The following is a 23,472-nucleotide window of genomic DNA, read 5'->3' on the forward strand; positions in this document are numbered from 1 at the left end:
ACTCATATCCGCCCACTAAGGGAGACCATTCATCCCCGGCCTTAAAAGGCCACGGTTTTCTGGTCACGGAAATAAAAAAAGCCCCCTAAATATTTAGGGGGCCTCAATTATGTATGCTGCATAAAAAGAACTAACAGAAAACTATTACAATCTTATTATGCTTTCAATTTGCCATCTGAGTACTGCTTCAAATTAATGTCAGTCTCTTCAATTTCTTGCTGAACATTTATATGTTCTGTGTTATCAGCAAGAACCCCTATCTCACCTTCTATATTTTCTTGATTTTCTTGCTCTAGCACAATATGTGATATTTTTTTGTTTTTTTTCTCAGCACCTTCTGAAAAAAGCAAGCTCGCAAAAAAAACCACGGCTTTTGGCAAATATTCTTTGGTTGCTTTTTCTTTACAATCTACAAAAAGATCAAAGCCACTTTCTGCCCATTTCGCTGTTTTTTCTTGTATACCAAACAGATTAAGAACATATATGTAGTAGGTACCAGTACACAAAATACCTATTTTACCCAGGCGTTTTGTCCAGCCCCACAAGCCTAAACGTGGTTGACAATGAGTTACTCTTCCTCGAGAAAATGAATAACCAACTCTTTCATAAGCACCAACTTTTTCTCTTAATATTTTATTCTCTTGAATCAGATGCTCAACAGCCCTTTCTCCACCCTCAGATGCTTTGATCATACCCTGAGAACTCAAAACAATACTGCTTACAAATATCAAAAACGAAAAACAACGTAACTGTTGCATAACGACCCCTTCCAAGTAAGATAGTGTGCATTCCCACTTCATCATTAAGCGATACAGGTTACATTAACCAAAAACCACGTAAGGATTGGTAAGCGCACCAAAAATTAATGTTATTTTCACCCCATAGTATAATGTTTTTAATTATTATTGAAAATAAAAAAGTAGCATTCGTAGATAATCGTTATATAAAACAAAAAAAACAGCACCAAGTGCCAAAAATGGTCCGAAAGGAATCCGAGTCTCACGCGAAGCACCACCAATAGTAAGATACACAATACCAACAAGAGAGCCGGCAATAGAACCAATTAATAATGTTATCCAACAGCCAAATGGCCCGATAAATGAACCAATAAATGCTAGCAGGTCTAAATCGCCTTGGCCAATACCTTGCTTGCCAGTACATTGATATGCAATAGCTCGCATTGCCCACAAAAATCCATAACCAAGAAAAAATCCTAAAACACTTTCTATCAATGAAATTGGTAGCAAACCAATAAAACTAGCAAATACACCAATAGGAACCAAAAACATTGTCACGAAACGAGATATAAGCATTGTTTCTAGATCTGAGCGAATAGTAACAATAAGTGCTGAGAAAAAAATAAAATATGTCGGTAAATAATAAGCTGGCACACGTACAAATAATAATGCCAGTACACCAGCTGTAAGCACTTCTATAAACGGATATAAAACCAAAATAGGAACTTTGCATATACGACATCTACCACGTAATAACATCCAAGAAATAACAGGAATTAAGTCATACCACTCAAGCTGATTACCACAAGAAGGACAAAACGAACGAGGTGTGATAATACTCTTCCCACGAATTAATCGATATGCCAAAACATTCAAAAACGACCCCCAACATAAAAAAAGGGGTATTAAAAAAATTATAATTGCTCTTCCACTTTCACTTTATCTAAGAGCGATTCAATCTCAATTTGCTTCTCAAATTGCGAATCATACTTAAATACTATTTTGGGAACATAACGTGATGGAATAGCCTTTGCAATCGCAGAACGCAATGAGGGTTTGTAAAGAATTAGGTCTTCCATCCGTTCATCAAAAAAAGCTTTGCCCTTGGTTGAATAAAAAAGAACTGAGCACACACTTTTATCTGGAGATAACTGTACACGATTAACACTCAACCCATGTAACCGTTCGTTTTCTTGGCTTATTTGCAAAAATAATTGGGCAATGTGCTTGTAAAAGACCGACTCTTTCTGAGAGCGCTTTATATCTCTTACAGTTTTATTATCCATACCACAGCCTCAAAAACAGCTAAACTTTATTGATTGCATTCATGAGATTTTGTTTAATAGCACGGACCAAACGTTTACGCCTTTTTTGTGTTGGAGACTCAAAATATACAGTACGTTTCATGTCACGTACAACACCTTCACGCTCAATTTTTTTCTTTAATTGACGTAATGCTTTACCAACATCTCTGGTAACGTATACTTGAATGTTTGTTTTTTTATTGCGTGACATAATACTTTCGCCGTCCTTATATGCTGAATATACTGAAAAATACACACTTTAAGTGCATAAATAATGTTACTACACTTAGATTTTAACTAACTATGGCCTATTTGTCTAGAAATTGATCCTAAAATTGGGCATTAAATGAAAACATAACTGTTGTACTTCTAAATGCATTTTTTCGAGCCAGGGGGGCCTGCCATAAAAAACCGAGAGAAATACTTGGTGAAATATCATAATTAAACCCAATATTTGCAACCTGCATTTTCCAGGTTGACTTTTTTTCAAGCACCGACGGAACAAATGCATCGTCATGACACTTTAAACAAATATCATCACTTTCATGCTGAATTACCACATACTGAAAATAAAATGAAAGACATTTTAAAAAGTGGTAGGCATTCATCTTTAAAGCAAAATGCCAGTTATACCCAGGCTTTATCCGAACATCGGTAGTAAACGGAAAAATCCCTTGTTGGCATGTACTAGTTGGCACACGATAATTGCAAAAATCTCTAGCAAAAAAGTGCGTAATGCCCACTTCACCACCAATTTCTACTGTATCTGCAAAATCAAAATTAAGCCCCGCAGTGACTCCAACCGAGTGGTGATCATCATTACCAAAAGTAAGTGCAAATACATCATTTGGATCTCGCTCTTTACTGGTGGCAACCGTACCGCCCACCATAATAAACGGTATCAACAGCACCTTTGACCAACAATAATCTTTACCCACCAATCCTTGATTCAATTCATGCGCACGGCGCCAATACAATTTAATGCGTAAATCTTCAAATGAAATTTTGTGAAAGTTACAGATATTGAGTCCAATATCCATAGCAATATTTTCAAGTTGGTCCATTAAAAAATCATTCACATTATTTTCAGTAAAATCATTACCAAGATTGTTACCATTCGTTCCCAAACCGCTTGTGCAATCAGGTTGAACGCCACAAGTTAAGTTTTTAAATTGCGTTACTGTATGGCAAATATCTGCAACACCCCCCTCTACTATCAAACCGAAATCTTTTAATAATTGACCTGCAATTTGAAAGCGCAAACCTTGTTTTCTATACCGCGAGGCAATAGAAAAAAAACCAAACTGCTCGTTTTTGTCAATAAAGTTTTTGTCAGTAATTGGCGTACCCGAAGGAATTGTTGGAAATAATGCAGCGCGCGCTGCAACAAGTGTTGGTGATAATATTTTATCATTCGGCACCGCGCCAAATAATAAACCAACCATATTCCATCTGCCACACAATACATCACCCAATGGTACTACTCTATTTTCGATGTCACGACCGCGATTCGCATTCTGCCCAAAAGGAGACAGTGCAAAACCAATACGTTCGTTATATTTTTTGTCTGTTTTATAATCTTTCATTTTATTTTTTGCGCGAGTGTACAAAAATGTATGCGGATCCAGTGTTGTATAAGGCGGCAACGGATCATTCTTTGCATTCATAGATAGCCACATAGCCATAACGCTACTGCTGCCAAGCAGTGCGATGCTAATAACCACCCGTAGTATTGCTCTCATTACTATTCCTTTCTCTAGTTGAAGCACAATTTTTTCGATCATGCTTCCATACCACTTCTTGTTTGTTTTATAGCATTAGATGTCAAATATCTTCAAGGGCCACATCAAAAAATGATCAAGATACCCCTCTGAAACAATTTCAAGGGAAGTCAAAATTCCTTCAACTGCCAATGTCATAATAAACAACGCAGTACTCATACCAATAATTGTTTTTATGTTATTACCCGATTGCCACTCTTTTTTAATAGTAAGAAGTGTAACCATAGAAAGCACAAATGCGCTTACAACAAATAAAGCAGTTAAATTGAAAAATAATCCCGGTTGCTTAAGTGTTAAATAACTCAGTAAAATTAATGCACCTATGACAAGGACACCAATATTATGAGTAATGGTAATGCCAGACTTTTTTTTAAGAGAAACAAGCAATGCACTCGCACTCCAAATCATTGAGTGCACAGTGCCAGTCAACGCAGAAAGTATAGCAAAGTGAATCATCATCACAAACCAGCGCATACCATGAAATACAGATTCTAAAATATCTGAAAGCGGAATACGTGGATCAGTAAAATTTTCCAGCGGTACCGACAAAATAACTGAACCAACAAACAACGTATATAACACACCAACAACCACAATTGAGTACGTTAATGCTTTTGGAACATTTTGCTTTGGATTACGCACAATATTAAATAATGACGCAGCACACTCAAAACCAAAAAAACCAAAAATAGCAATACGCATTGCTTTAATCACACTTGCCCATCCAAATGGTGCAAACGGTGTTAAATTACTCATATCTGCTCGAGATAAACACATAGCTGTCATTGCAATCAACGGAAATGTAGTACACACAATCAAAACATGTTGACCTAATTGAGAAAGTACTGCTCCAAATAAATTCAGCATAATAAGTACACTCAGTGTAATTAAACCAAGTTTATAAGCAGAAACAGACGGTATAAGTGTATGAAAATAGCCCCCAATTGCTTGCGATAATAATCCCATTGCAATAGTTAAACCAATGATATACATACCACCGGCAAGCATGCCTCCAGCATGCCCGCTCCACTGCTTGGCATACTCGTAAAACGACCCCTCTTGAGGAAACAAATAGGCCAGCCTTGCCAGCGATTGCGCCATAAACCACACCGCTGCAACCACAAAAAGATATGCTACAATTCCTGCCGGCCCAACATTTGCAGCCACTGCAGCTGGTGCGGTAAAAATACCGGCACCAATCATCGCATTCATCCCGATAATTGTAGCAGTTAACAAACCAATTTTTGTTTGGTTCGTATTACTCATGAAACAACCCTTTGTATTATAATGGTTATTAATATATCCTCATTATATTGTCATAATAAACACTATTTAACAAGATAAACAGTTATGCAATCTTATTGTTCGTACTATCAAGCACATATTAAACGTCCATATTGTTGGTTTTTAGTTGCAGTATTACGTAGCTTTGAGCATGTTGCATTTGACCGCACCATAGATAAGAATAATAGTATCTTTGAATTTTTTGTGCCGCATGACACAGAAAAATACTTTTTAGAAATTATGGCATACTTTCAAAAAAACGGTTTCGTGGAAAACCTAACACAGCTTAAAAATCGATTAAAATAACATCGATTTTAGCCTGCACATAAAACAAAGATCATTGAACATACATGCAACTCCTGCTACAATTTAGTTCTAAATTTTTTGTTGTTAAGCGTATATTATACTTTTTGGCGGGAGGGAACTTATGAATAAATTTTTTATTGTCTTAATCGCAGCAAGTCTTTTATCATGCAGCGTGTATATTATTTTGACAAGGAATAGTGGAAGAAAAATAGAGACAATTTACGGAACCTTCTATGTTGCAGATCCAGCAATTTTGGACTTAATTGATTCTGATGTAATTCAACGGATGAAAAAGATTGACCAATACGGCCCTATTGGTTTCAAATCATTTTCACGTTATGACCACTCTATTGGCGTTTGGGCACTATTAAAAAAGTTTGGCGCTTCAAGAGAGGAACAAATTGCTGGTCTATTGCATGACACTTCTCATACAGTGTTTTCTCACGTTGGTGATAAAGTATTTAAATGCGCGGAGCAAAAGGACTCGTATCAAGATAAGATACATGAATGGTATCTAAAACAAACATGTGTGCCCAGTATCTTAAAAAAGTATAAGATTCCATTCGATATTATCGACCATAAAGATTCAAGGTATCAGTTACTTGAGCAAGATTTACCTGATATTTGTGCTGATCGTTTAGAATACAACTTACGTGGCGGTCTGGTTGAAGGTTTAATTACACAAAAAGACATAACAAACATCCTTAATGATATTATTATTAAAGATGATAAATATTGCTTTTGCACTCAAGAAGCAGCAAAAAAATTTTGTGAGATTTCACTCTACTTAACTGAACATGTATGGGGCTCATGTAAAGGATTTGTTACACAACTTTTTTTAGCACACGCATTACTACGCGCAATTAATATCAATCTCATCACAATGCACGATATCCATTTTTCTACCGATGATATTGTCTTAGAAAAATTGCAAAACTCTAACGACCATATCATACAAGAAGATATGAAATATTTTAATGCAAAAGATACCCTATATTTGCCTGGATCACCATCAGAATGCGATAAGTATTTTAAATGTAAATTCAGAGGTATAGATCCACTTGTTACCTGTAATGATGGGCAATACAAACGCCTTTCTGAATTGAATCAAAATTATGGCCATTACTATAAATTGCTTGAAAATAAAATGAATAAAGGCTACTTCATCAGCTTTATTGACCAAGAATTACGTGCAAAACAAGGGTATTTACAAGAAATTTTTACTGTTTAGTTATAAACCAATAACCCAATTAACACGCTGAATACGCTGTTCACTTTCATCTTTTCCAAGCATCGTAACCAATTCTATAATACCCAGGCCGTGTGGTTTTCCAGTCAATGCCATACGCACATAAAAAAAACCATATTTGATTGGTACGCCTTTTTTTTTTAATTCTTCTTTAAACATTTCCACAAACTTATGTGGAAAAACCAACATCTGTATTACATTGTTAATAATTGGACAAATTACTTCTAAATATTCGGCAGTGATATAATGCGCTAAATCTTTTTTATCCACTACCGGATCTTTAAAGTAAAATTCGAGTTCTATTGGTGCATCTTGCAATACGGTTAAATCAGTTTTGATACCATCAATAACACGTATAAGCGTTTCTTGATCAACTGTTTCAATTTCCTGCGGATATGCTGCAGCTAAAAATGGGCGGACCATTATCATAAGCTCTTTTGTATCAATACGATTAATCCATTTGTGATTCAACCATTTTAATTTTTCTACATCATAACGTACTTGGCCCGTTGCATGCATAATATCAAAGTTAAATTGCTCTACTAATTCATCAAGAGACATAATTTCTTGCTCAAAAGTACCACCACCACTAATTGCCAAATAATTAAGCAAAGCTTGTGGTAAAAATCCCGCTTGTTTAATATCACCTAAAGAAAAACCAAAATCGCGCTTGGAAAGTTTTTTACCATCAATGTTGCACAAAATTGGTAGATGCCAAAATATTGGTTGCGGAACATTAAATAAACCATACAAATATGCCTGTCCAGCAGTATTAGTCAAATGGTCTTCTCCACGCACCACATGGCTTATATTCATAAGCATGTCATCAACGAAATTAGCAAACATAAACGTAAAACTACCATCTTGCCGTGTAATGGGAAAATCAGAAAAATTTTTTAATTCAAAACTAATCTCACCGCGAGCTAAATCTTTGATAACAATTGTTTGTGTATGATCAAGTGTTACTCGCCAAATAAATTTCTTGCCATCAAATACATTTTTTTGAATTTCATTATCAGATAATTTCGTACAGATTTTATCATATCGTGGCGGTATTCTCATCGCTATTTGTCGTTGCCGTTTTCGATCTAATTCTTCTGAGGTACAAAAACAGCGATAAATTAATTTTTTATCCTCTAACTGTGCACGCAGCTTTTCATATTCACCCATTCGTTCAGACTGAAATATAGGCCCCTCATCGTTATGCAAACCAAGCCACTCTAAATCTTGCATAATTTTTTTTGCACCAGGGTCAAAATTACGCGCCGGATCTGTATCTTCAATCCGTAAGATAAAGGTACCACCCTTCTGCTTTGCAAATAGATAATTCATCAATGCTGTACGTACATTACCTAAATGCATAAGACCTGTTGGCGATGGCGCAAAGCGCAATCTGATTTTTGAATCTTTTTTCATAGTTTTCCCTACCGATATTCATTTTATTATATACATCCAGGAAAATAAAACCAACTATTAATACTACAAGTTTTTGACATTTCAACGCTCCTTTTGCTACCTTCGGTGCCAAAAGGTAGTGAAGCTATTGTATAAAAAAAAGGAGAAAATAATGAAAAAATGTCTCAAAATTATGTTTTCTGGCGACATTCCAGAAAATTTTTTAAAAAAATCTGTCCAAAAATATGCACAAGACTTGGAAATTGAAGGTACGGCACAACACATTTCTTCCGATCAAGGAGTCAAAATTATTGCATGTGGTTTGATAGAAACAGTTGAAGAGTTACTAGATGTTATTCACAAAGAAGCAGCAAAAATCGGCATTGAAGATATCCAGATAGAGCCATTTATCAAGGAAAAAGACTATCGTGGCGTATTTCGCATTATTGAGTAACCCAATTCATTAATATGTTTTGGACAGCTATATTGAAGATTTTTACACTTTGCACAATTCCCCTTTTTTGCTAAAGTAAGATGAAGGTGATTTTTATATTTTCACCTTATTAAAGTTAGGGGTTGTTGTGTGTATGAAAAGACGATCATCGATTTTCAAAAAATATTTTTATGTTTTATTTTTATTTGCTTTTTTTATCTCCACTCCTGCACATGCCGGATTTTGGGGTAATCTTTGGAATTTCTTAATCTCTCCTATTGCAAAGCCTATTCAGCTAATTTTCGGAATAGATATCAGAACAAATAATAACAATACAACTACCAGATCATCCAATCCTAATTCAAACATCGATACCCAAACCAACGAGTATGATAGTAAAGAAGAAGATTCCATATTGGATGATAGTAATAATCGTAATAAGAAAAAAGTAAACACTACTAAAGAAGCCGCACCACCAATTCCTGATGATAAAAAAGATAAAAATAATGGATTAAAAAAAGATATTTTTGGAAATCAAGAATTAAGTCACAAAAGTGAAAAAAATCTAGAAATAAAACCCCAAAATAAGAATAGTTCTATCGTAAAAAAAAATCTTATAAAGCCACAAAAAGAAGAATCGCAAAATAATGAGGAAAATAAAATTATATATTGGCAAGTAGCAACACAAGAAAACGCTAACTGGGCAAAAGCTGATGAAGTTAAAAAAAAGAAAAAAATAGAGGATAGATCTATAACTTTTTCATATTTTCAAGATGGAAACGAACAAAATATTGAAGTTAATATTCCCACAAATATTACCTTTGAGCAATTGCAGCAAAAAATTGAAAAGCAAACATCTATTACTGTAAATAAACAAAAACTTATATGTAATAGCAAAGAACTTACAGCAGAACTTTTTGATCAAAACAAAGAAACTTATAAAAATATATTCATCACTAAAAAAGCCGGACCACCAATTCCTGATGATAAAAAAGATAAAAATAATGGATTAAAAAAAGATAATTTTAGAAATCAAGAAATAGAAATTGATAGACTGCTTTGTAAAAAAGAAAGTAAAGAGAATCTAAAAGTAAGACCTCCGAGTAAGAATGGCACTACCGTAAAAGAAAAACCTATAAAACTACGAGAACAAAAAAAAACCCAAGTAAGATTTCTTTCTTTTGCAAAAGAACTAAAACAAAGGAAACCTACCACCAAGGTGGCAGTAAAAAAACCTTTATTAAACGAAGTAACAATCACTAACATTCGAAAAACACTTGATAGATTATATAGGTTACACGCGCACAGCAAGCACAATAAAGAAGCTCAACTTACAAATGCAAAAAGAGAATGGAGCACGTTTATTACAGAACAAACGAAAATATATAATAATAATTTTGTAAAAAACCCAATCAGTGATCAGCAATTTGCTGAACTATATATTAAACAGTCAAGAATTGAAAAAGAAGAAAGAGAAAGGGAAAATTATTATACACACTTAAAAATTAAGAATAAAGCTCAATATCACAAAAAAATGATGCTTGAGATGTCAAAAAATAAAAAAGCTGCAGATGACATAGGTACACCTCTAATTCTTCTTAAAAATCGCAATAAAACTGAAAATGCAATTAAACAAATAAAAAAAGAACGCATAGAGAGCAAAAAAAATAAAGAAAATTTACTTATACAATTAAAAGAATTATTTGCTCAAGTAAAAGAAGATACCAATAAGTTTGAACAATTTGTTCGATGGTTGATAAAGTACAAGCCAGATAAAAATATAAAATATGAAAATTTTGAACAAAAACGCGCTCAATTACTCAATAGTATCGTCGACAAAAATAATAACACACTTTTGCACTATGCAACCATGCTCAATAGTATTGAATGTGTATTCAAACTTATTCAGGCAGGTGTCGATGTTAATGCAATAAACACATCAAATCTTAGTGCATTGCATATTGCGGTACAGAACAAACAAATCGAGATTATTCAATTACTACGTTATGCCGGTATTGATCAAGATATTGTTGAAAATACAATTGATTGTATATTAAAAAACAATGAAACTAAATATAAAGATATTCTGATATTGCTTGACCCTAGTGGAAATCTACTAAAGCAAATAAAACTTTCTTATAAAGGAGAATATGCGTCATACTCAGCATGGTCAATAAGCACATTATGGAACTATCTTACTGAAAATAAAGAACAAAATACTGATATTGTCAAAACAGAAGTAAACGAACAATGTCCACTTATTAAATATGCATTAGAAAATAAAAATTTTTCCGTTATTAATTGGATAGTAACACAAAACTACATTCCCTCCCGTAACATAGATATCAAATACAGCTTTAACAAAGAACAGAATACTCTGCTTGACATCGCTCTAAGATGTGGAAAGAAACCGCTTGCAAAAAAACTATCACAAAAAAAAGCGCATACAAGCAAAGAGCTTGAGGAAAAAGAAAATAGAAAAATACAAAAAATGATAGAAGAAGAATTTATTGATATAGGAGATAGAGAAAACATAGGACCTTTACACATAATTGAGAAAGAAGAATACAAAAATATAGGAAATAAGGTAATAGAAAATAAAAATTTAAATAACATTGATCAAGCATTACTCATTGATAAAAATGATATGATTCCAAACAATGCATATAGAGCAAGAGAAGGTTTTCCACAAATAACTGCCCTTGTTGCACTTAATTTATTGCTTTCTAAAGGCAATTTTTATGAGAACATGCAAACATTATCGCAAAACTATGATATCGTTGGTATCAATGATTTGTGGAAAATGCCTGATATTACAGCAAAAATATCAGGAAGCAATATTTTATTACGACAAAATAATAAAATGCATCTACTCCATTATGCACTAAGTGATTACAAAAGAATCATACCTTCAAGGGTGCAAAAAAAAATTCTTACTAAAAAGACTACTAAAAATGATGAAAAAATATATAGAATTGGAGTTGTACATGCTCTTGCTTATTGGGGTGCAGATCTCAATGTAAGGGATAAAAAATATGGTCATCCCATTGTACATGCCTCCTCAATGGGATACACAGATATTGTCGAATTTTTATGCAAAAATGGATCATGGGTTAATAATACGATAGACGGGGTTAAGCTTGCTGATGATAACAAACAAAATCTTCTAAGTGAGATTGTTTTACCTATCCTTTCAAGAAAGAAATATTCGTTAGACACTAATGGCAACGAAGAAAAAAAAGAACAGTCTACAGACATGACCGCTAGTATGCTAGTTAGAGATGCTGCTGAAAAAGGAGATACACAATGCATTAGTAAAATAGTTGCAACTGACCCTAATGCTATACATAGAAAAGATACACACGGACTCACAGCTGCTCATAGGGCTGCACTAGCTGGAAATGAGAAGTTAGTTCATTCACTTATAGGACCCGATTCAGGAACTGCAGAGGTACTTTTTCCAGGATCAAAATATACAGCACAGCAACTTCTTTTGTTCAAGCCAAATTAGCAATTGCCAAGAAACGGCTTTTTAGGCACCCTTTTACAAAGCAAATAGATACACCAAACCGATTGGAATGCTCAGTGCCGTCATTTATTTATGCATTCATTTATTCTTCTAAGTTTTGGCATAGTAGGAATACACGATTTATTTTATCTTCTTTGTTTTCTTTTTTTTTTATATCCTCCTGTACGACACAAAAAATAACTATCTCTATTGCTGACTTTGTACATGATTTAGACAAAATTGATAAATTTTTTCCAAAATCGTTTATTGCAAACAACATCACATATAAGTCTGATATCCACTTTAATGCTGATGAATTTACCTATCTTGTTGATATACAAAAAGGTAATATGGTTACTGCAAATGATGTAAAAAAGGCCATATATTATTTGGGTAAAAAAAATTTATTTAAAAAAATTGTGCTGCAATTTAACCTGTCAGACCTACATTTTGTTTTACACGGAAGATGGACATTGGCAAAACTTAAATGCACAGGTCTATTAATTGGCAAAGATGCATACCGGCAATATTACACCATGCAACCGGGTGAGCCATTTGATATAGCAAAACACAACGATGCATGCAATAGCATCGAGCAGACATTTTTACACCAAGGATATTGCGATGGTATTGTCACCAGTGATTTACAAAAAGATACAAAAACAAAAACAATTACCACAATACTCCATCTACAACGCGGTCCACAATATACCATTGGAACTGTTACATTAAAATTAACCAGCCCAACTACAATTGAAAAAAAATCAGATAATATGCAACAACTATGTAAAACAATTAAATCTTGCTTTTTAAATTCATTAGCTGGCCACACATATAACAAAAATACCATACGAGAAAAAACAAAAGCATTGCACCACTATTTGGGACAAAAAGGTTTTTTACAACCAACTATTGAACTACAAGAGAAAATAATACGTACACACAAAAAAGTTGATCTTATTTTTCGTGTACACGTACAGCACAAAAATTATTTTGCCTTTTCTGGCAATCACTATTTTTCTGATACACAATTGCGCAATGCACTCTTAGAATTTGGCTCATCTGCTTCATTGTTACCCACACCAATTTTGGCACAAGAATTGCAAAAAATGTATCATGATAAAGGTTTTTGGCACACAACGATTACATCACAAGAAAATACCTCACAAACCCTTTTTACTATTGAAGAAGGGCCGCGTGCTACAATCAAAGCAATTGAGTTTTCTGGTGTACAACATTTTGATAAAGAGCAACTGGCCAGCAATCACTTTTTGAGTTTTGTCAGACAAAAATATTTTGATACTACTTACCTCAAGCAGGCACTCGATTCTTTGCTTGCTTTTTACATGCAACAAGGATTTTGGCAAATCACCGTTTTAAAAACAGATTTTATACCACATGAAAAACAGCATAATTGGTATACCATGCGCATTACTCTGGATGAACAGCAGCAAACATATTTAGGAACCGCACACGTGCCCGGCCATCTTGAAGCAGAGCTATATTTATCGCCTCTTCTACACACCACTGACAGCAACACTCAAAATAAACAGATTGAATTAAAAAGCAAAAATAAGAAAAAGAATCTGAATAATAGCAACAACATACCGTTTAATTTTATACTAGTTCAACAACAGCGAGAAAAATTGACTACTTTTTTCACAAAAAGAGGATACAGTACTATTCAACTCAAACCAAAATACACACAACAACTAAAAGAAAAGCATTGTGTTATAGATATTGATTGGCACGTTACCTTAGACACAAAAGAAAAACGATTTGGTAAAACAATTATTCAAAGCAACAGCGCTTTTAACACTACATATATCATGCGAGAATTGGCATACAAAGAAAAAGAAGCTTGGAACCAAAATGCGCTTAAAAAAACAATAAATAATTTAAAAGAACTTTCTATCTTTGAACATATACATCTACAACAAGATCACACATATCCATTTGATAATGAGCAACCACTTATTCTCAACATTCAGCATGATGATCCATTTGAAGTCCGTACACGTGCCGGTTTTGCACTACGACAGCTAAGTAAACATTTTGTATTTGGCGGCGTCACCTACACTGCTGGTGGAACTTTTTTATACAAAAATCCATTTGAGCGTGGTGATTTAATTCGTGCAAACGTTGATATTAGCCGCTCACATCGTACCGTACAATTACAATATCACATGCCATGGTTCTTTAAATGGCCAGTCCGCACCCTTGTGCAAGGGTATACAAACAAACATGTACAACCAGGAACTATTGATGAATTAAAACACGTATATGATGTAACACAACAGGGATTTTTGCTTGGCACGCACCGTACCTGGCATTATGTACAAATGGGCTCAACTGTTGGTATTGAATGGTCCAAAACAGAGGTATGTGATGATTGCCAATATCATGCTATTGACGAAACACACATTGCTAATGCAATCAATTTCGCACCACAACTTCTCGATAAAAATATTGCATACTTAATGATAGAACCATCATTTTTTATTAATTATCTAGATAATACACTTAAGCCAACACGCGGTTCACTTTCAGTTATTTCATGTAAAGGAATGTTTCCATTGAGTACCATAGGCATTCGTGCCTATTTACTAAAGATAATGGCTGAGCAATCATTTTTTATTCCTATATTGCCATTTGTTATTGCTATACGCATACGCATTGGCCATATTTTTCATGAACAATTTTATACTATTAACCCAACAGAACGTTTTTATTTGGGTGGTGCACACTCAATTCGCAGTTATGAAACTGACATGGTACCACCTCTTGGAAAAATTACTAATAAAAGTAGCCACATAAGCTTTGTACCACAAGGTGGTAAATCTATGTTTAGTGTTAACCTAGAAGTACGATTTCCATTATATAAAGAACTTGGTGCTGTACTGTTTCATGATATTGGTACGCTCAGCACATCTGGCTTTGCTGATATTAGAACAAAAAATGTGGTTGGAGGAACTGGACTTGGCTTGCGATATGATACACCTATTGGTCCTATACGGTTTGATGTTGCATTTAAGTGGCACAAGCCCGATCCATCTATTACACGCTATGCGTGGTTCTTAACAATCGGACATGCATTTTAAAACATATTCATCGAGCATTATATTTTTGTTTGTAAGTTAAGACACCACTATGTTATTGCATTTTTTTGCTCATCACATTTACCTATTTTCTTTAATAAAACCCAAGTAGCAACAGCAAGTCCAATTGTAGCACAAGCAATGCCCCATTGCATCCAGTATGAATTTTCACAACTACCACTTACCAAGGCATGCCAGCCAGCTTCCGCATAAGCGACTATTGATATAACAAAATGTTCACATTTTTTAGTTTTAGTCAAATTTTTTATATTACTGGCTATTTTATCTACATCTTTATGTACTTCACCATTACTAATGCCTGCATGACCAAACTCAACACCATCTGCACGTACAGTAAAACAAAATCCCACTGAAAATGAAAGGAAAACCACCAAAATAATTGACAAATAAGAAAAATTATGACTCATAAAAACCCCTTCACCTTAATAAGGTAGCCAATTATAACACTATTCAGCATTAAAATAACATGGCGTTATAAAAATAGCAACATTGAATCAATAAAATAAAAATGTATATAACAACCAAAACTATTGTACTTTCCGTTTTTTTCTTTACTATACAAGATATATAAACACCAAATGAGGACCTTCTACATGAATAAACATTCTGAACAACGCGAACATGAACACAACGGTACATTTTTAGGTGAATTGATTTGTCATACACCATATGCCATTTTTTCTGTTGCGTTTTGCTTAATCATAGTAAGCTTTATTAGCTTTGCTACACTAGGAACTATGAATCCAAAATTGGTTCATAAAGGTGCTAAAATGCTATTTCATAGCTTTCACTTTATGCATTTAATTTTTGCTGGTACTGGTGTATTAATTACTTTTTTTAGATTTTCAAAAAATGTATTTAAGGGGCTTATTGTTGGCGCACTCACCACTATGACTTTTTGTACGCTTTCAGATTCCATTTTGCCCTATTTAGGAGGTAGAATCCTTGGTGTAAATATGCATTTTCATCTTTGCTTTGTCTCTGAGTTATATAATGTACTACCTTTCCTGATCGTTGGCTTAATAAATGGCATCATTATGAGTCGTCACCATGCTTCACGCCAAACATTTTATTCAGTTTCTTCACACTTTATCCACATTTTTATAAGCTCATTAGCCTCAAGCTTTTATCTAGTATCACATGGCTTTACTGACTGGTTTCACCATATTGGTTTTATTTTTATTTTTTTAATTATTGCAATTGTGGTACCGTGTACGTTATCAGATGTTATAGTACCAATGGTGTTTGCAAAGGTCGATAAAAAAAATGAGAAACATTAAGATACAGAATATCTATAAATCATTTGATGGCGAACCAATCTTGGAAAATGTAAGCCTTACTATTCCAAGCGGTAAATTTTTTGCATTGCTTGGCCCGAGTGGTAGCGGTAAAACAACACTACTGCGTCTTATTGCTGGGTTTGAACAAGCAGACAGTGGCTCTATTATTTTGGGGACACAAGACATAACCCATGTACCAATTTATGAACGCCGTATAAATACGGTATTTCAACATTATGCCCTTTTTCCCCATCTTAATGTTTTTGATAACGTTGCCTATGGACTGCGCATAAAAAAAATAAATGAAAATATCATTGAGCAAAAAGTGATTACTATGCTCAAAAAAGTCAGGTTGGAAAAACAAATATACAAACCAATTGATCAGCTCTCTGGTGGTCAACAACAACGAGTTACCCTTGCTCGTGCTATTATCAACGAGCCAGATGTTTTACTATTGGATGAACCACTTGCAGCACTAGATCTAAAATTGCGTGAACAGATGCTTATTGAACTTATTGATTTGCAAAGCGAGCTTGGAACTACATTTGTATACGTCACTCATGATCAATTTGAAGCACTAACTGTTGCTGATCATATGGCAGTAATGAATGCCGATGGCGAAATTGAACAAGTTGGTACTCCAAAGGAAATATATGAATTCCCAACATCAACATTTGTTGCAAAATTTATTGGTACCACCAATGTTATGCAAGGAATATTTCATGATACTCAAAACACACACTCACTTTCTGTTGGGGGACTTGGCACCTTTGAAATTTTTGTACCGTCTGATAAACAGTGGGTAAAAGATGCTACTTCAATGTATATGAGTATACGTCCAGAAAAAATAGATATCAGTAAAAAAAAATTGCCCAATTTTTCAAATGAGATAGAAGGAACAGTTGAATCAATTGTATACCATGGCCGCTCTACACAATACAATGTACGTGTTGCCAACAAGTCACTCATTCAAGTATTTGAACAAAACGAAGAACATTTCCCACAAGAAGTCATCGATTACGATGATCGAGTTTTTTTACACTGGCAAAAAGAGAATGTGGTACTGTTAGAACGATGAATAAAAAAAGCTGGCCAGCTCTTATTAGGCAAGAATTTCCATTTTTTTTATCTTTACCAGCACTCATCTGGCAAATCATGTTTTTTTATATTCCACTTATTTTTCTATTGTATTTAACAATTACGCACATTCAATACTTTTCTATGTTTTTTAACTGGACATATATAAAAATTATAAGCCGTTCATGTATCATGGCATTAGTAACTGCAACCCTTTCTATAATATGTGCATATCCCATTTCCTATTTTTTAGCACTACGAGCAAAAAAAATTAAAAATACACTACTCTTTTTTTTGCTCCTTCCTTTTTGGAGTAGTTTACTAATTTTAGTCTATGCATGGTTTTTTGTTTTAGAAAAACACGGACTCATCAACACCTTGCTGTTAAAACTTGGTATTATCACTCAACCACTCATGTTACTTAATCATCCAGCTTCAGTTTATATTGTTATGCTCTATTGTTATCTCCCCTTTATGATTATGCCTATTTATGCCGTATTAGAAAAATTAGATCGTCGCTTGTTCGAAGCTTCTGCAGATTTGGGTGCTGATGGGATAACCACTGCGCTCAACGTAACACTCCCGCTTGCGTTTTCCGGCATGCGAACCGGCTTTTTTTTGGTATTTGTACCTTCATTTGGTGAATTTATTATTCCACAACTGATTGGTGGCGGTAAACAATTTTTTGTTGGATCACTTATCTCTCATTTCTTTTTAACCACGCAACATAAAGCACTTGGTGCAACATTTACCATAATTGCAGCTGCGGTATTAGTATGCTCAACACTCTTGATATATTGGTTGTCTCGGAAGGTAATACAATCTCCCCATACTAAAACTTCCGATTTCGCAAAAGCTTCGATAGATACAACGGAGGACAAGTGAAAAAGAAATTTGGAAGTTACGTATTACCACTCGCGTGCATACTCACCTATGCTTTTTTATACACACCAATTATAATTTTGATTATTTTTTCATTTAACTACTCACAATCTCCCTTTATATGGAAAGGGTTTTCGCTGAGGTGGTACACAAAATTATTTCAATCAGTTGAAATTGTTAATGCTCTTAAAAATTCTTTTATTGTTGCCCTTTCTGCAATGATACTTAGTATCATACTAGGAACCCTTTTCATTTTCTATAGTGCACGTAGTTTCTTGGGACATACTATAACCCTTTTTTACGCAAGTTTGGCCACACCAGATATTGTCTTGGCTGTAAGCTTACTCAGTATTTTCTCTTTTTTGTTTGTTCCACTTGGATTAATCACACTTATTGTAAGCCATACCCTTATTGGACTTGGCTATGTTATCCCTATTATCAAAGCTCGATTTGAAGAACTTGATACTCGTTTTACCGAAGCATCTTTAGATCTAGGTGCAACAGAAACACAAACACTTGTAAAAGTAATTATTCCGCAGCTCTCTCCTGCGCTTATTGCAGCAGGTTTACTCGTCTTTATTTTATCACTTGATGATTTTATTATTGCATTTTTTTGCTCTGGTGGCGCAACACAAACATTGCCAATGTTTATTTATTCAATGATTCGTGCTGGTAGTACACCAGTGGTTAGTGCACTTTCTACTCTCTTGCTTGGTATAAGTGGCGTTATTGTGTTGATACTTTCGTTATTACAAACTAAAAAAACAGGAATGCTACAATGACGCGCACATGGTATCGCATCATTTTAATACGAATATGCATGGCATCTTTTTGGATCATTGCACTGTTAATTTTTCTACAGCTACCACAATTTATTACCATGCTATACCCACAAAAAAGTATTACTATTTTTACCTGGCCACGCATTTTGGATGTAAATTATTTACAAGAATTTGAAAAAAAAACCGGCATCACTCTATACATTAATTATTACGAAAGTAATGAAGAACTATTGAGTAAACTACTAACAACTGGTGGACAGGGATACGATATTGTCATCCCAACCGATTATGCAGTTTCGTGGCTTATTAAACACAACCTACTTAAGAAGTTAGATAAAAGTAAACTAGCTTTTTTTAACACACTACGATCAGAACTCCTTGGCCATTATTATGACCTTAATAATGATTATTCCGTTCCATATTTTTGGAGTATATACGGACTTGGTATTAATAAAGAATATTTTAATGGTAAAACACCTGAAGCAACCTGGGCTTTATTATTTGACACAAATTTAATACCCGATCGTATCGGCATGACCAACTATCCACGAGAGGCTATTTTAATTACAGCACAATATCTTTTTGGTTCGATTAACGCACTTACCAACAACGATAATATACAAAAAATTAAAGAAGTTTTACTCAAACAAAAAGAACATGTTGCAACATATACAGATGAAATGGCCGAAGGACTGCTCCTTTCACAAGCTACACCAGTAGCCGTTGCACAAAGTGCAGATATCTTACGAATAGCAAAAGAAGCACCGCATATTGACTTTATCATCCCTAAAGAAGGTAGCTTTTTAAATATCGAATCAATCGTGATTCCAGCAGCCAGTACTAATCAAGAGCTTGTGTATGAATTTCTCAATTATTTATATCAACCGAGAGTACTTGCTCATCACGCGAATGAGTTTGCTTTCTGTCCACCCATAGCAGGTAAGTTCGACAAAGATTCTTTAAATTTTTGTGTTGATACTCAAAAACTACAAACACTTTCTTTTTTCAAGGATATCCTCAGTATTGATCAGATTAACGATATATGGATTACGCTCATGGCACACTAGTCCACATATGGAGCTGTTGCAAAAAATATTTATGCCTTTATCATGTATAATACACGAGCGAATAATTTCTATTATAGAATCTAGGGGTGTTTTACATGAAAAAATTCAAAAAAAAACTTATGTTGGCACTTATTCTTGTCATCGTGTGTAATACCAAACAAATCTACACTAATTTTTCATTGTACCCAGAAAGTACTATTGCTGGGTGTAAAAAAATAAAAGGACAACTAAAAGAAGTTGTATTCAAACCTGTTACTTTATTTATTCAAAGCATATGGAATCATGAAAATATTCAAACAACAACTAAAGCTACTGGTGCAACATTAAAAATTGCTGGCAAAGCAATAAAAAATAGTAGTACTTCTTTGAAAGATCACATTGTTACCTGGTTCAACAAACCTAACAGCTGGAGTGCAACTATAAAAAAAGTACTTTCTCATCATAACGATCCCCGCCTTTTGGCAATGGTCATCTCTTTAGGTATTGTCAGCGCTGGTGGTGTTTATATGCTTGCTAGAAGGAAACAAAGTAAGTTGTATGAAAAAATTATCGGCATTGGCTGTATTTTGTTTGGTATTGCCAATATCGCGCTAAGCAGCCACTGGATTCGATTAATTGATGCGCATGACGCACAAATTAAACTCGTCTAACAAATGGCTTTCCATAGAATGTTTCTAATTTATTAATGCAGTACGCCCCCTCTCTAACTATCCTAATGTTTTTTGTTGTACAATCTAAAATTGTAGAAGAAACAGACTGTATTGCTTCATCATTCAAAGTTTTAACGGACGAGGAGGCACAACCAATAATAAGTGCACATGCGGCTAAAATTTCCGAATCAACTTCTTTAATAGTATCTGGCACCGGCTGGTCTGCTTTATTTGCACTGGTAGAAAATAGTGGACCGGTGCACAAAAGCAATTCGCACAACTGTTTATGGTCAGGAACACGCAACGCAATCGTATTCTGGTTAGATTTCATGTACGCTGGAACATCTTTACGTGCATTGACAATTAATGTAACAGGACCAGGCCAACAATGCGCAATAAGTTTTTCTATATGAAACATTGATTGCACATCAACAAGTGAATTAATTTTTTTTGCTGAATCGACAAGAATTAAATATGGCTTTTCATATCTTCTTTTCATATTGTCAATAACCTTCCGACCCTCAACCGATGTTGTAGCCAACAAACCAAGTACTGTATCAGTTGTACTCAGAACAACACCATTTTGATTAATCACTTTACATGCCTTTTGAACAGTATTTTTATCATACCAACTTAAACTATTACTTTGCATTTTTCTCTTTTGTAAATAAACAACATCAACTTGATTTATAATTTCTTGTTTGACATTTTTATAAAATACCGTATCATTATAAAGATGTCACGCATTTTTGACGTATCGTTGATATTTTTGTCACTTTTTATCAAAAGTATCATCGAAAATCATTATAAAAAAACATAATACGTTTAGGTGGCTCTATTAATCTAAAACAGACGTGGAGAAGGACCATGAAAGCAACGAATAAACAACCGGTAAAAACTGGAACAGGTATCGGTAAGCAAAGAAGCTACAATGAAATTATTGAATTTCTGGATAGCAATTGGAAAACAAATACGAACGATACAAATCTTGCTTGCATGCAAAAGCTTGATCAAGCGTTTGGCGCTCTTTCAAAAAATTTAAATACTATTTTAGTGGCTGGTACCAATGGTAAAAGTTTAACAATCAATTTCACTACTCAATTGCTACGCCAAGAAGGATTAACAGTTGGTTCGTTTTATACACCACATGTTTTAACCTACAATGAGCGTATCTCTTTGAATAACGAGATCATTGCAAACAAAGCGTTTACAGAAATTGCTAATGAGGTCATCAACACCGCTGAACATACTGGCCTTGATCCAAATTCTTTCGAAATTTTAACGATGATGGCACTCATATACTTTAACAACAATAATGTTGATGTTGCAGTACTTGAAACAAATCACGAAGGATGCGGGCGAGCAACAACTATTTGTTCACCAAAAGTTACTGCTATTACTCGCGTTACTACTGATGATGAGAAAAAGGTTAATGCTGAACTCAAAAAAATATTTAGTCTGGTACAGGCTGGTACACATGTAATATCTGCAGATCAAAGTAAATTGCACTTGCAAACAATGCTTGAGATGGTGAAAGCCAAAAAAGCAACATGGGCGATGCCAATTCGTAAACTCGCCACACTCACCTATCCTTTTGAACAACTTCATGGACGTTGCGCTGCACTTGCAGAACGTATTGCGCATATTTATGTAAACGAGTTTGCAAATAAAGATGCTATCGTACTTTCTGATTCATTATTAACTAAACAAAAAGGTCAACGCGGTCGCCCAACACTTGAAGCAAAACGCCAATCTGAATTAAATCCTAAAAAAACGGTTGACCAATTCTGGAAAGAAGCACTTAATACGTTGCCTGGCCGATTTCAACTTCTTGATAAAGAAAAACCAACTATTTTGTTAGACAATGCGAACAATTTAGATGCATTCAAAAATTTATTGCTCGGTATTAGATTATTACATTATAATCATACACTTAAAGGATTAACGCTTATTATTGGCTGTAATAATCCACAATTGAATGTTCCTGAATTTTTAAAGGCATTACGTTATTTCTTTAAAAAAACGTCAGGACAAGCTATTATTTGCCCAGTAGCACGCATCCCTGGTCAACGATTGGATGATTCATGGGATGTTGAAAAAATAACCAATGACATCAAGTCTACAAAAATCAAAGCAAAGTCAGCACGTAATTTTAAAGAAGCCTTTGAAATGGCATGCAAAACAGTCGATGATCGTCATGGCTTAGTGGTTATCACCGGTTCTGATGCTATTATAACTGAGTACTGGCGCTACAAAGGAATAAAAAAACTATAAATAGATTTTAAATTTTTGATTTGACACTAAAAAACCCGGAATATTAATTTCCGGGTTTTTTTATCATTTTATCCACATACAGTAAGATATTTTTAACCCATTGATTTTTAATTATTCTTATCCAGAAATATTTCTTCAACAATAAAATTAATAATACCCACTGCTAGCGCTTTTTTATCTTCATCCTCATCGTTTATTGAATAGCTATTTTCATATTTACGCTTATATTTATTCTCTCTACTCAGTGATACAACATTATTTTTTTTACTATGAACCTATCCCAAAATTAAAATCTTGAAATAATTTTGTAAAAAAAGGAAAATCTCGCTGATAAAAAGATGTTA

At 34.2% G+C, this 23,472-nt stretch carries 21 protein-coding genes; 12 read left to right on the forward strand and 9 right to left on the reverse strand.

What is annotated here, in order from left to right; all coding sequences use genetic code 11:
* Nucleotides 1-155: 155 nt before the first annotated feature.
* From KC460_04235 to KC460_04260, 6 genes are all read right to left on the reverse strand, one after another.
* Entirely contained in the window at nt 156-758 is a 603-nt protein-coding gene (locus KC460_04235) for a hypothetical protein (protein ID MCA9770550.1), read from the reverse strand.
* 144 nt (nt 759-902) lie between these two features.
* Nucleotides 903-1,613, reverse strand: coding sequence for a prepilin peptidase (locus tag KC460_04240; GenBank protein MCA9770551.1), 711 nt, complete (start codon nt 1,611-1,613; stop codon nt 903-905).
* Between the two features lie 38 nt (nt 1,614-1,651).
* On the reverse strand, nt 1,652-2,023 hold the full coding sequence (locus KC460_04245; protein MCA9770552.1) for a ribosome-binding factor A: 372 nt from the start codon (nt 2,021-2,023) through the stop codon (nt 1,652-1,654).
* A 19-nt stretch (nt 2,024-2,042) separates the two neighbouring features.
* Entirely contained in the window at nt 2,043-2,252 is a 210-nt protein-coding gene (rpsU, locus tag KC460_04250) for a 30S ribosomal protein S21 (protein ID MCA9770553.1), read from the reverse strand.
* A 118-nt stretch (nt 2,253-2,370) separates the two neighbouring features.
* Nucleotides 2,371-3,825, reverse strand: a complete 1,455-nt coding sequence (locus tag KC460_04255; GenBank protein MCA9770554.1) for a hypothetical protein — start codon at nt 3,823-3,825, stop codon at nt 2,371-2,373.
* Nucleotides 3,826-3,858: 33 nt separating this feature from the next.
* Nucleotides 3,859-5,088, reverse strand: a complete 1,230-nt coding sequence (locus KC460_04260; GenBank protein ID MCA9770555.1) for an amino acid permease — start codon at nt 5,086-5,088, stop codon at nt 3,859-3,861.
* A gap of 84 nt (nt 5,089-5,172) precedes the next feature.
* On the opposite strand from KC460_04260, the gene KC460_04265 reads away from it, so the two are divergent.
* Entirely contained in the window at nt 5,173-5,412 is a 240-nt protein-coding gene (locus tag KC460_04265) for a hypothetical protein (GenBank protein MCA9770556.1), read from the forward strand.
* Nucleotides 5,413-5,533: 121 nt separating this feature from the next.
* Nucleotides 5,534-6,643 (forward strand): HD domain-containing protein, encoded by a 1,110-nt coding sequence (locus KC460_04270; GenBank protein ID MCA9770557.1) that lies wholly within the window; start codon nt 5,534-5,536, stop codon nt 6,641-6,643.
* Here KC460_04270 and KC460_04275 read toward each other — a convergent pair whose 3' ends face one another.
* Entirely contained in the window at nt 6,644-8,077 is a 1,434-nt protein-coding gene (locus KC460_04275; GenBank protein MCA9770558.1) for a glutamate--tRNA ligase, read from the reverse strand.
* Between the two features lie 151 nt (nt 8,078-8,228).
* On the opposite strand from KC460_04275, the gene KC460_04280 reads away from it, so the two are divergent.
* The 3 genes from KC460_04280 (at nt 8,229) to KC460_04290 (ending at nt 15,098) form a co-directional block, all read left to right on the forward strand.
* Nucleotides 8,229-8,510 (forward strand): acylphosphatase, encoded by a 282-nt coding sequence (locus KC460_04280; protein MCA9770559.1) that lies wholly within the window; start codon nt 8,229-8,231, stop codon nt 8,508-8,510.
* Between the two features lie 133 nt (nt 8,511-8,643).
* Nucleotides 8,644-12,000, forward strand: a complete 3,357-nt coding sequence (locus KC460_04285) for an ankyrin repeat domain-containing protein (GenBank protein ID MCA9770560.1) — start codon at nt 8,644-8,646, stop codon at nt 11,998-12,000.
* Between the two features lie 74 nt (nt 12,001-12,074).
* The gene (locus KC460_04290) at nt 12,075-15,098 is read left to right on the forward strand and encodes a BamA/TamA family outer membrane protein (GenBank protein ID MCA9770561.1); all 3,024 of its coding nucleotides are present in this window, start codon (nt 12,075-12,077) and stop codon (nt 15,096-15,098) included.
* A gap of 47 nt (nt 15,099-15,145) precedes the next feature.
* Here the strand turns inward: KC460_04290 and KC460_04295 are convergent, their stop codons facing one another.
* On the reverse strand, nt 15,146-15,523 hold the full coding sequence (locus KC460_04295; GenBank protein MCA9770562.1) for a hypothetical protein: 378 nt from the start codon (nt 15,521-15,523) through the stop codon (nt 15,146-15,148).
* A 186-nt stretch (nt 15,524-15,709) separates the two neighbouring features.
* On the opposite strand from KC460_04295, the gene KC460_04300 reads away from it, so the two are divergent.
* From KC460_04300 to KC460_04325, 6 genes are all read left to right on the forward strand, one after another.
* Entirely contained in the window at nt 15,710-16,396 is a 687-nt protein-coding gene (locus tag KC460_04300) for a hypothetical protein (GenBank protein ID MCA9770563.1), read from the forward strand.
* Nucleotides 16,383-17,474, forward strand: a complete 1,092-nt coding sequence (locus KC460_04305) for an ABC transporter ATP-binding protein (protein MCA9770564.1) — start codon at nt 16,383-16,385, stop codon at nt 17,472-17,474. The genes KC460_04300 and KC460_04305 overlap by 14 nt, the downstream gene beginning before the upstream one ends.
* Nucleotides 17,471-18,358, forward strand: a complete 888-nt coding sequence (locus tag KC460_04310; protein ID MCA9770565.1) for an ABC transporter permease — start codon at nt 17,471-17,473, stop codon at nt 18,356-18,358. Before KC460_04305 ends, KC460_04310 begins: the two co-directional genes overlap by 4 nt.
* Nucleotides 18,355-19,137, forward strand: coding sequence for an ABC transporter permease (locus KC460_04315; protein MCA9770566.1), 783 nt, complete (start codon nt 18,355-18,357; stop codon nt 19,135-19,137). The genes KC460_04310 and KC460_04315 overlap by 4 nt, the downstream gene beginning before the upstream one ends.
* Entirely contained in the window at nt 19,134-20,204 is a 1,071-nt protein-coding gene (locus tag KC460_04320) for a spermidine/putrescine ABC transporter substrate-binding protein (GenBank protein ID MCA9770567.1), read from the forward strand. Before KC460_04315 ends, KC460_04320 begins: the two co-directional genes overlap by 4 nt.
* 95 nt (nt 20,205-20,299) lie before the next feature.
* Nucleotides 20,300-20,854, forward strand: coding sequence for a hypothetical protein (locus tag KC460_04325; GenBank protein MCA9770568.1), 555 nt, complete (start codon nt 20,300-20,302; stop codon nt 20,852-20,854).
* Here the strand turns inward: KC460_04325 and KC460_04330 are convergent.
* On the reverse strand, nt 20,841-21,506 hold the full coding sequence (locus KC460_04330; GenBank protein ID MCA9770569.1) for an L-threonylcarbamoyladenylate synthase: 666 nt from the start codon (nt 21,504-21,506) through the stop codon (nt 20,841-20,843). The two genes, KC460_04325 and KC460_04330, sit on opposite strands and share 14 nt — an antisense overlap.
* A 215-nt stretch (nt 21,507-21,721) precedes the next feature.
* On the opposite strand from KC460_04330, the gene KC460_04335 reads away from it, so the two are divergent.
* Entirely contained in the window at nt 21,722-23,128 is a 1,407-nt protein-coding gene (locus KC460_04335; protein ID MCA9770570.1) for a hypothetical protein, read from the forward strand.
* Nucleotides 23,129-23,472: the final 344 nt, after the last annotated feature.

It is taken from the genome of Candidatus Dependentiae bacterium (assembly GCA_020431705.1).
In the GTDB taxonomy this organism is placed as follows: domain Bacteria; phylum Babelota; class Babeliae; order Babelales; family Vermiphilaceae; genus JAGQHQ01.

What these genes read in the sequence shown, in the direction of transcription:
- KC460_04265 (MCA9770556.1), top strand. Translation starts at nt 5,173, where the DNA reads ATGCAATCTTATTGTTCGTACTATCAAGCACATATTAAACGTCCATAT.
- KC460_04255 (MCA9770554.1), bottom strand. Translation starts at nt 3,825, where the DNA reads ATGATCGAAAAAATTGTGCTTCAACTAGAGAAAGGAATAGTAATGAGA.
- KC460_04300 (MCA9770563.1), top strand. Translation starts at nt 15,710, where the DNA reads ATGAATAAACATTCTGAACAACGCGAACATGAACACAACGGTACATTT.
- KC460_04320 (MCA9770567.1), top strand. Translation starts at nt 19,134, where the DNA reads ATGACGCGCACATGGTATCGCATCATTTTAATACGAATATGCATGGCA.
- KC460_04305 (MCA9770564.1), top strand. Translation starts at nt 16,383, where the DNA reads ATGAGAAACATTAAGATACAGAATATCTATAAATCATTTGATGGCGAA.
- KC460_04330 (MCA9770569.1), bottom strand. Translation starts at nt 21,506, where the DNA reads ATGCAAAGTAATAGTTTAAGTTGGTATGATAAAAATACTGTTCAAAAG.
- KC460_04275 (MCA9770558.1), bottom strand. Translation starts at nt 8,077, where the DNA reads ATGAAAAAAGATTCAAAAATCAGATTGCGCTTTGCGCCATCGCCAACA.
- KC460_04260 (MCA9770555.1), bottom strand. Translation starts at nt 5,088, where the DNA reads ATGAGTAATACGAACCAAACAAAAATTGGTTTGTTAACTGCTACAATT.
- KC460_04335 (MCA9770570.1), top strand. Translation starts at nt 21,722, where the DNA reads ATGAAAGCAACGAATAAACAACCGGTAAAAACTGGAACAGGTATCGGT.
- KC460_04280 (MCA9770559.1), top strand. Translation starts at nt 8,229, where the DNA reads ATGAAAAAATGTCTCAAAATTATGTTTTCTGGCGACATTCCAGAAAAT.
- KC460_04235 (MCA9770550.1), bottom strand. Translation starts at nt 758, where the DNA reads ATGCAACAGTTACGTTGTTTTTCGTTTTTGATATTTGTAAGCAGTATT.
- KC460_04295 (MCA9770562.1), bottom strand. Translation starts at nt 15,523, where the DNA reads ATGAGTCATAATTTTTCTTATTTGTCAATTATTTTGGTGGTTTTCCTT.
- KC460_04285 (MCA9770560.1), top strand. Translation starts at nt 8,644, where the DNA reads ATGAAAAGACGATCATCGATTTTCAAAAAATATTTTTATGTTTTATTT.
- KC460_04310 (MCA9770565.1), top strand. Translation starts at nt 17,471, where the DNA reads ATGAATAAAAAAAGCTGGCCAGCTCTTATTAGGCAAGAATTTCCATTT.
- rpsU (MCA9770553.1), bottom strand. Translation starts at nt 2,252, where the DNA reads ATGTCACGCAATAAAAAAACAAACATTCAAGTATACGTTACCAGAGAT.
- KC460_04270 (MCA9770557.1), top strand. Translation starts at nt 5,534, where the DNA reads ATGAATAAATTTTTTATTGTCTTAATCGCAGCAAGTCTTTTATCATGC.
- KC460_04325 (MCA9770568.1), top strand. Translation starts at nt 20,300, where the DNA reads ATGAAAAAATTCAAAAAAAAACTTATGTTGGCACTTATTCTTGTCATC.
- KC460_04245 (MCA9770552.1), bottom strand. Translation starts at nt 2,023, where the DNA reads ATGGATAATAAAACTGTAAGAGATATAAAGCGCTCTCAGAAAGAGTCG.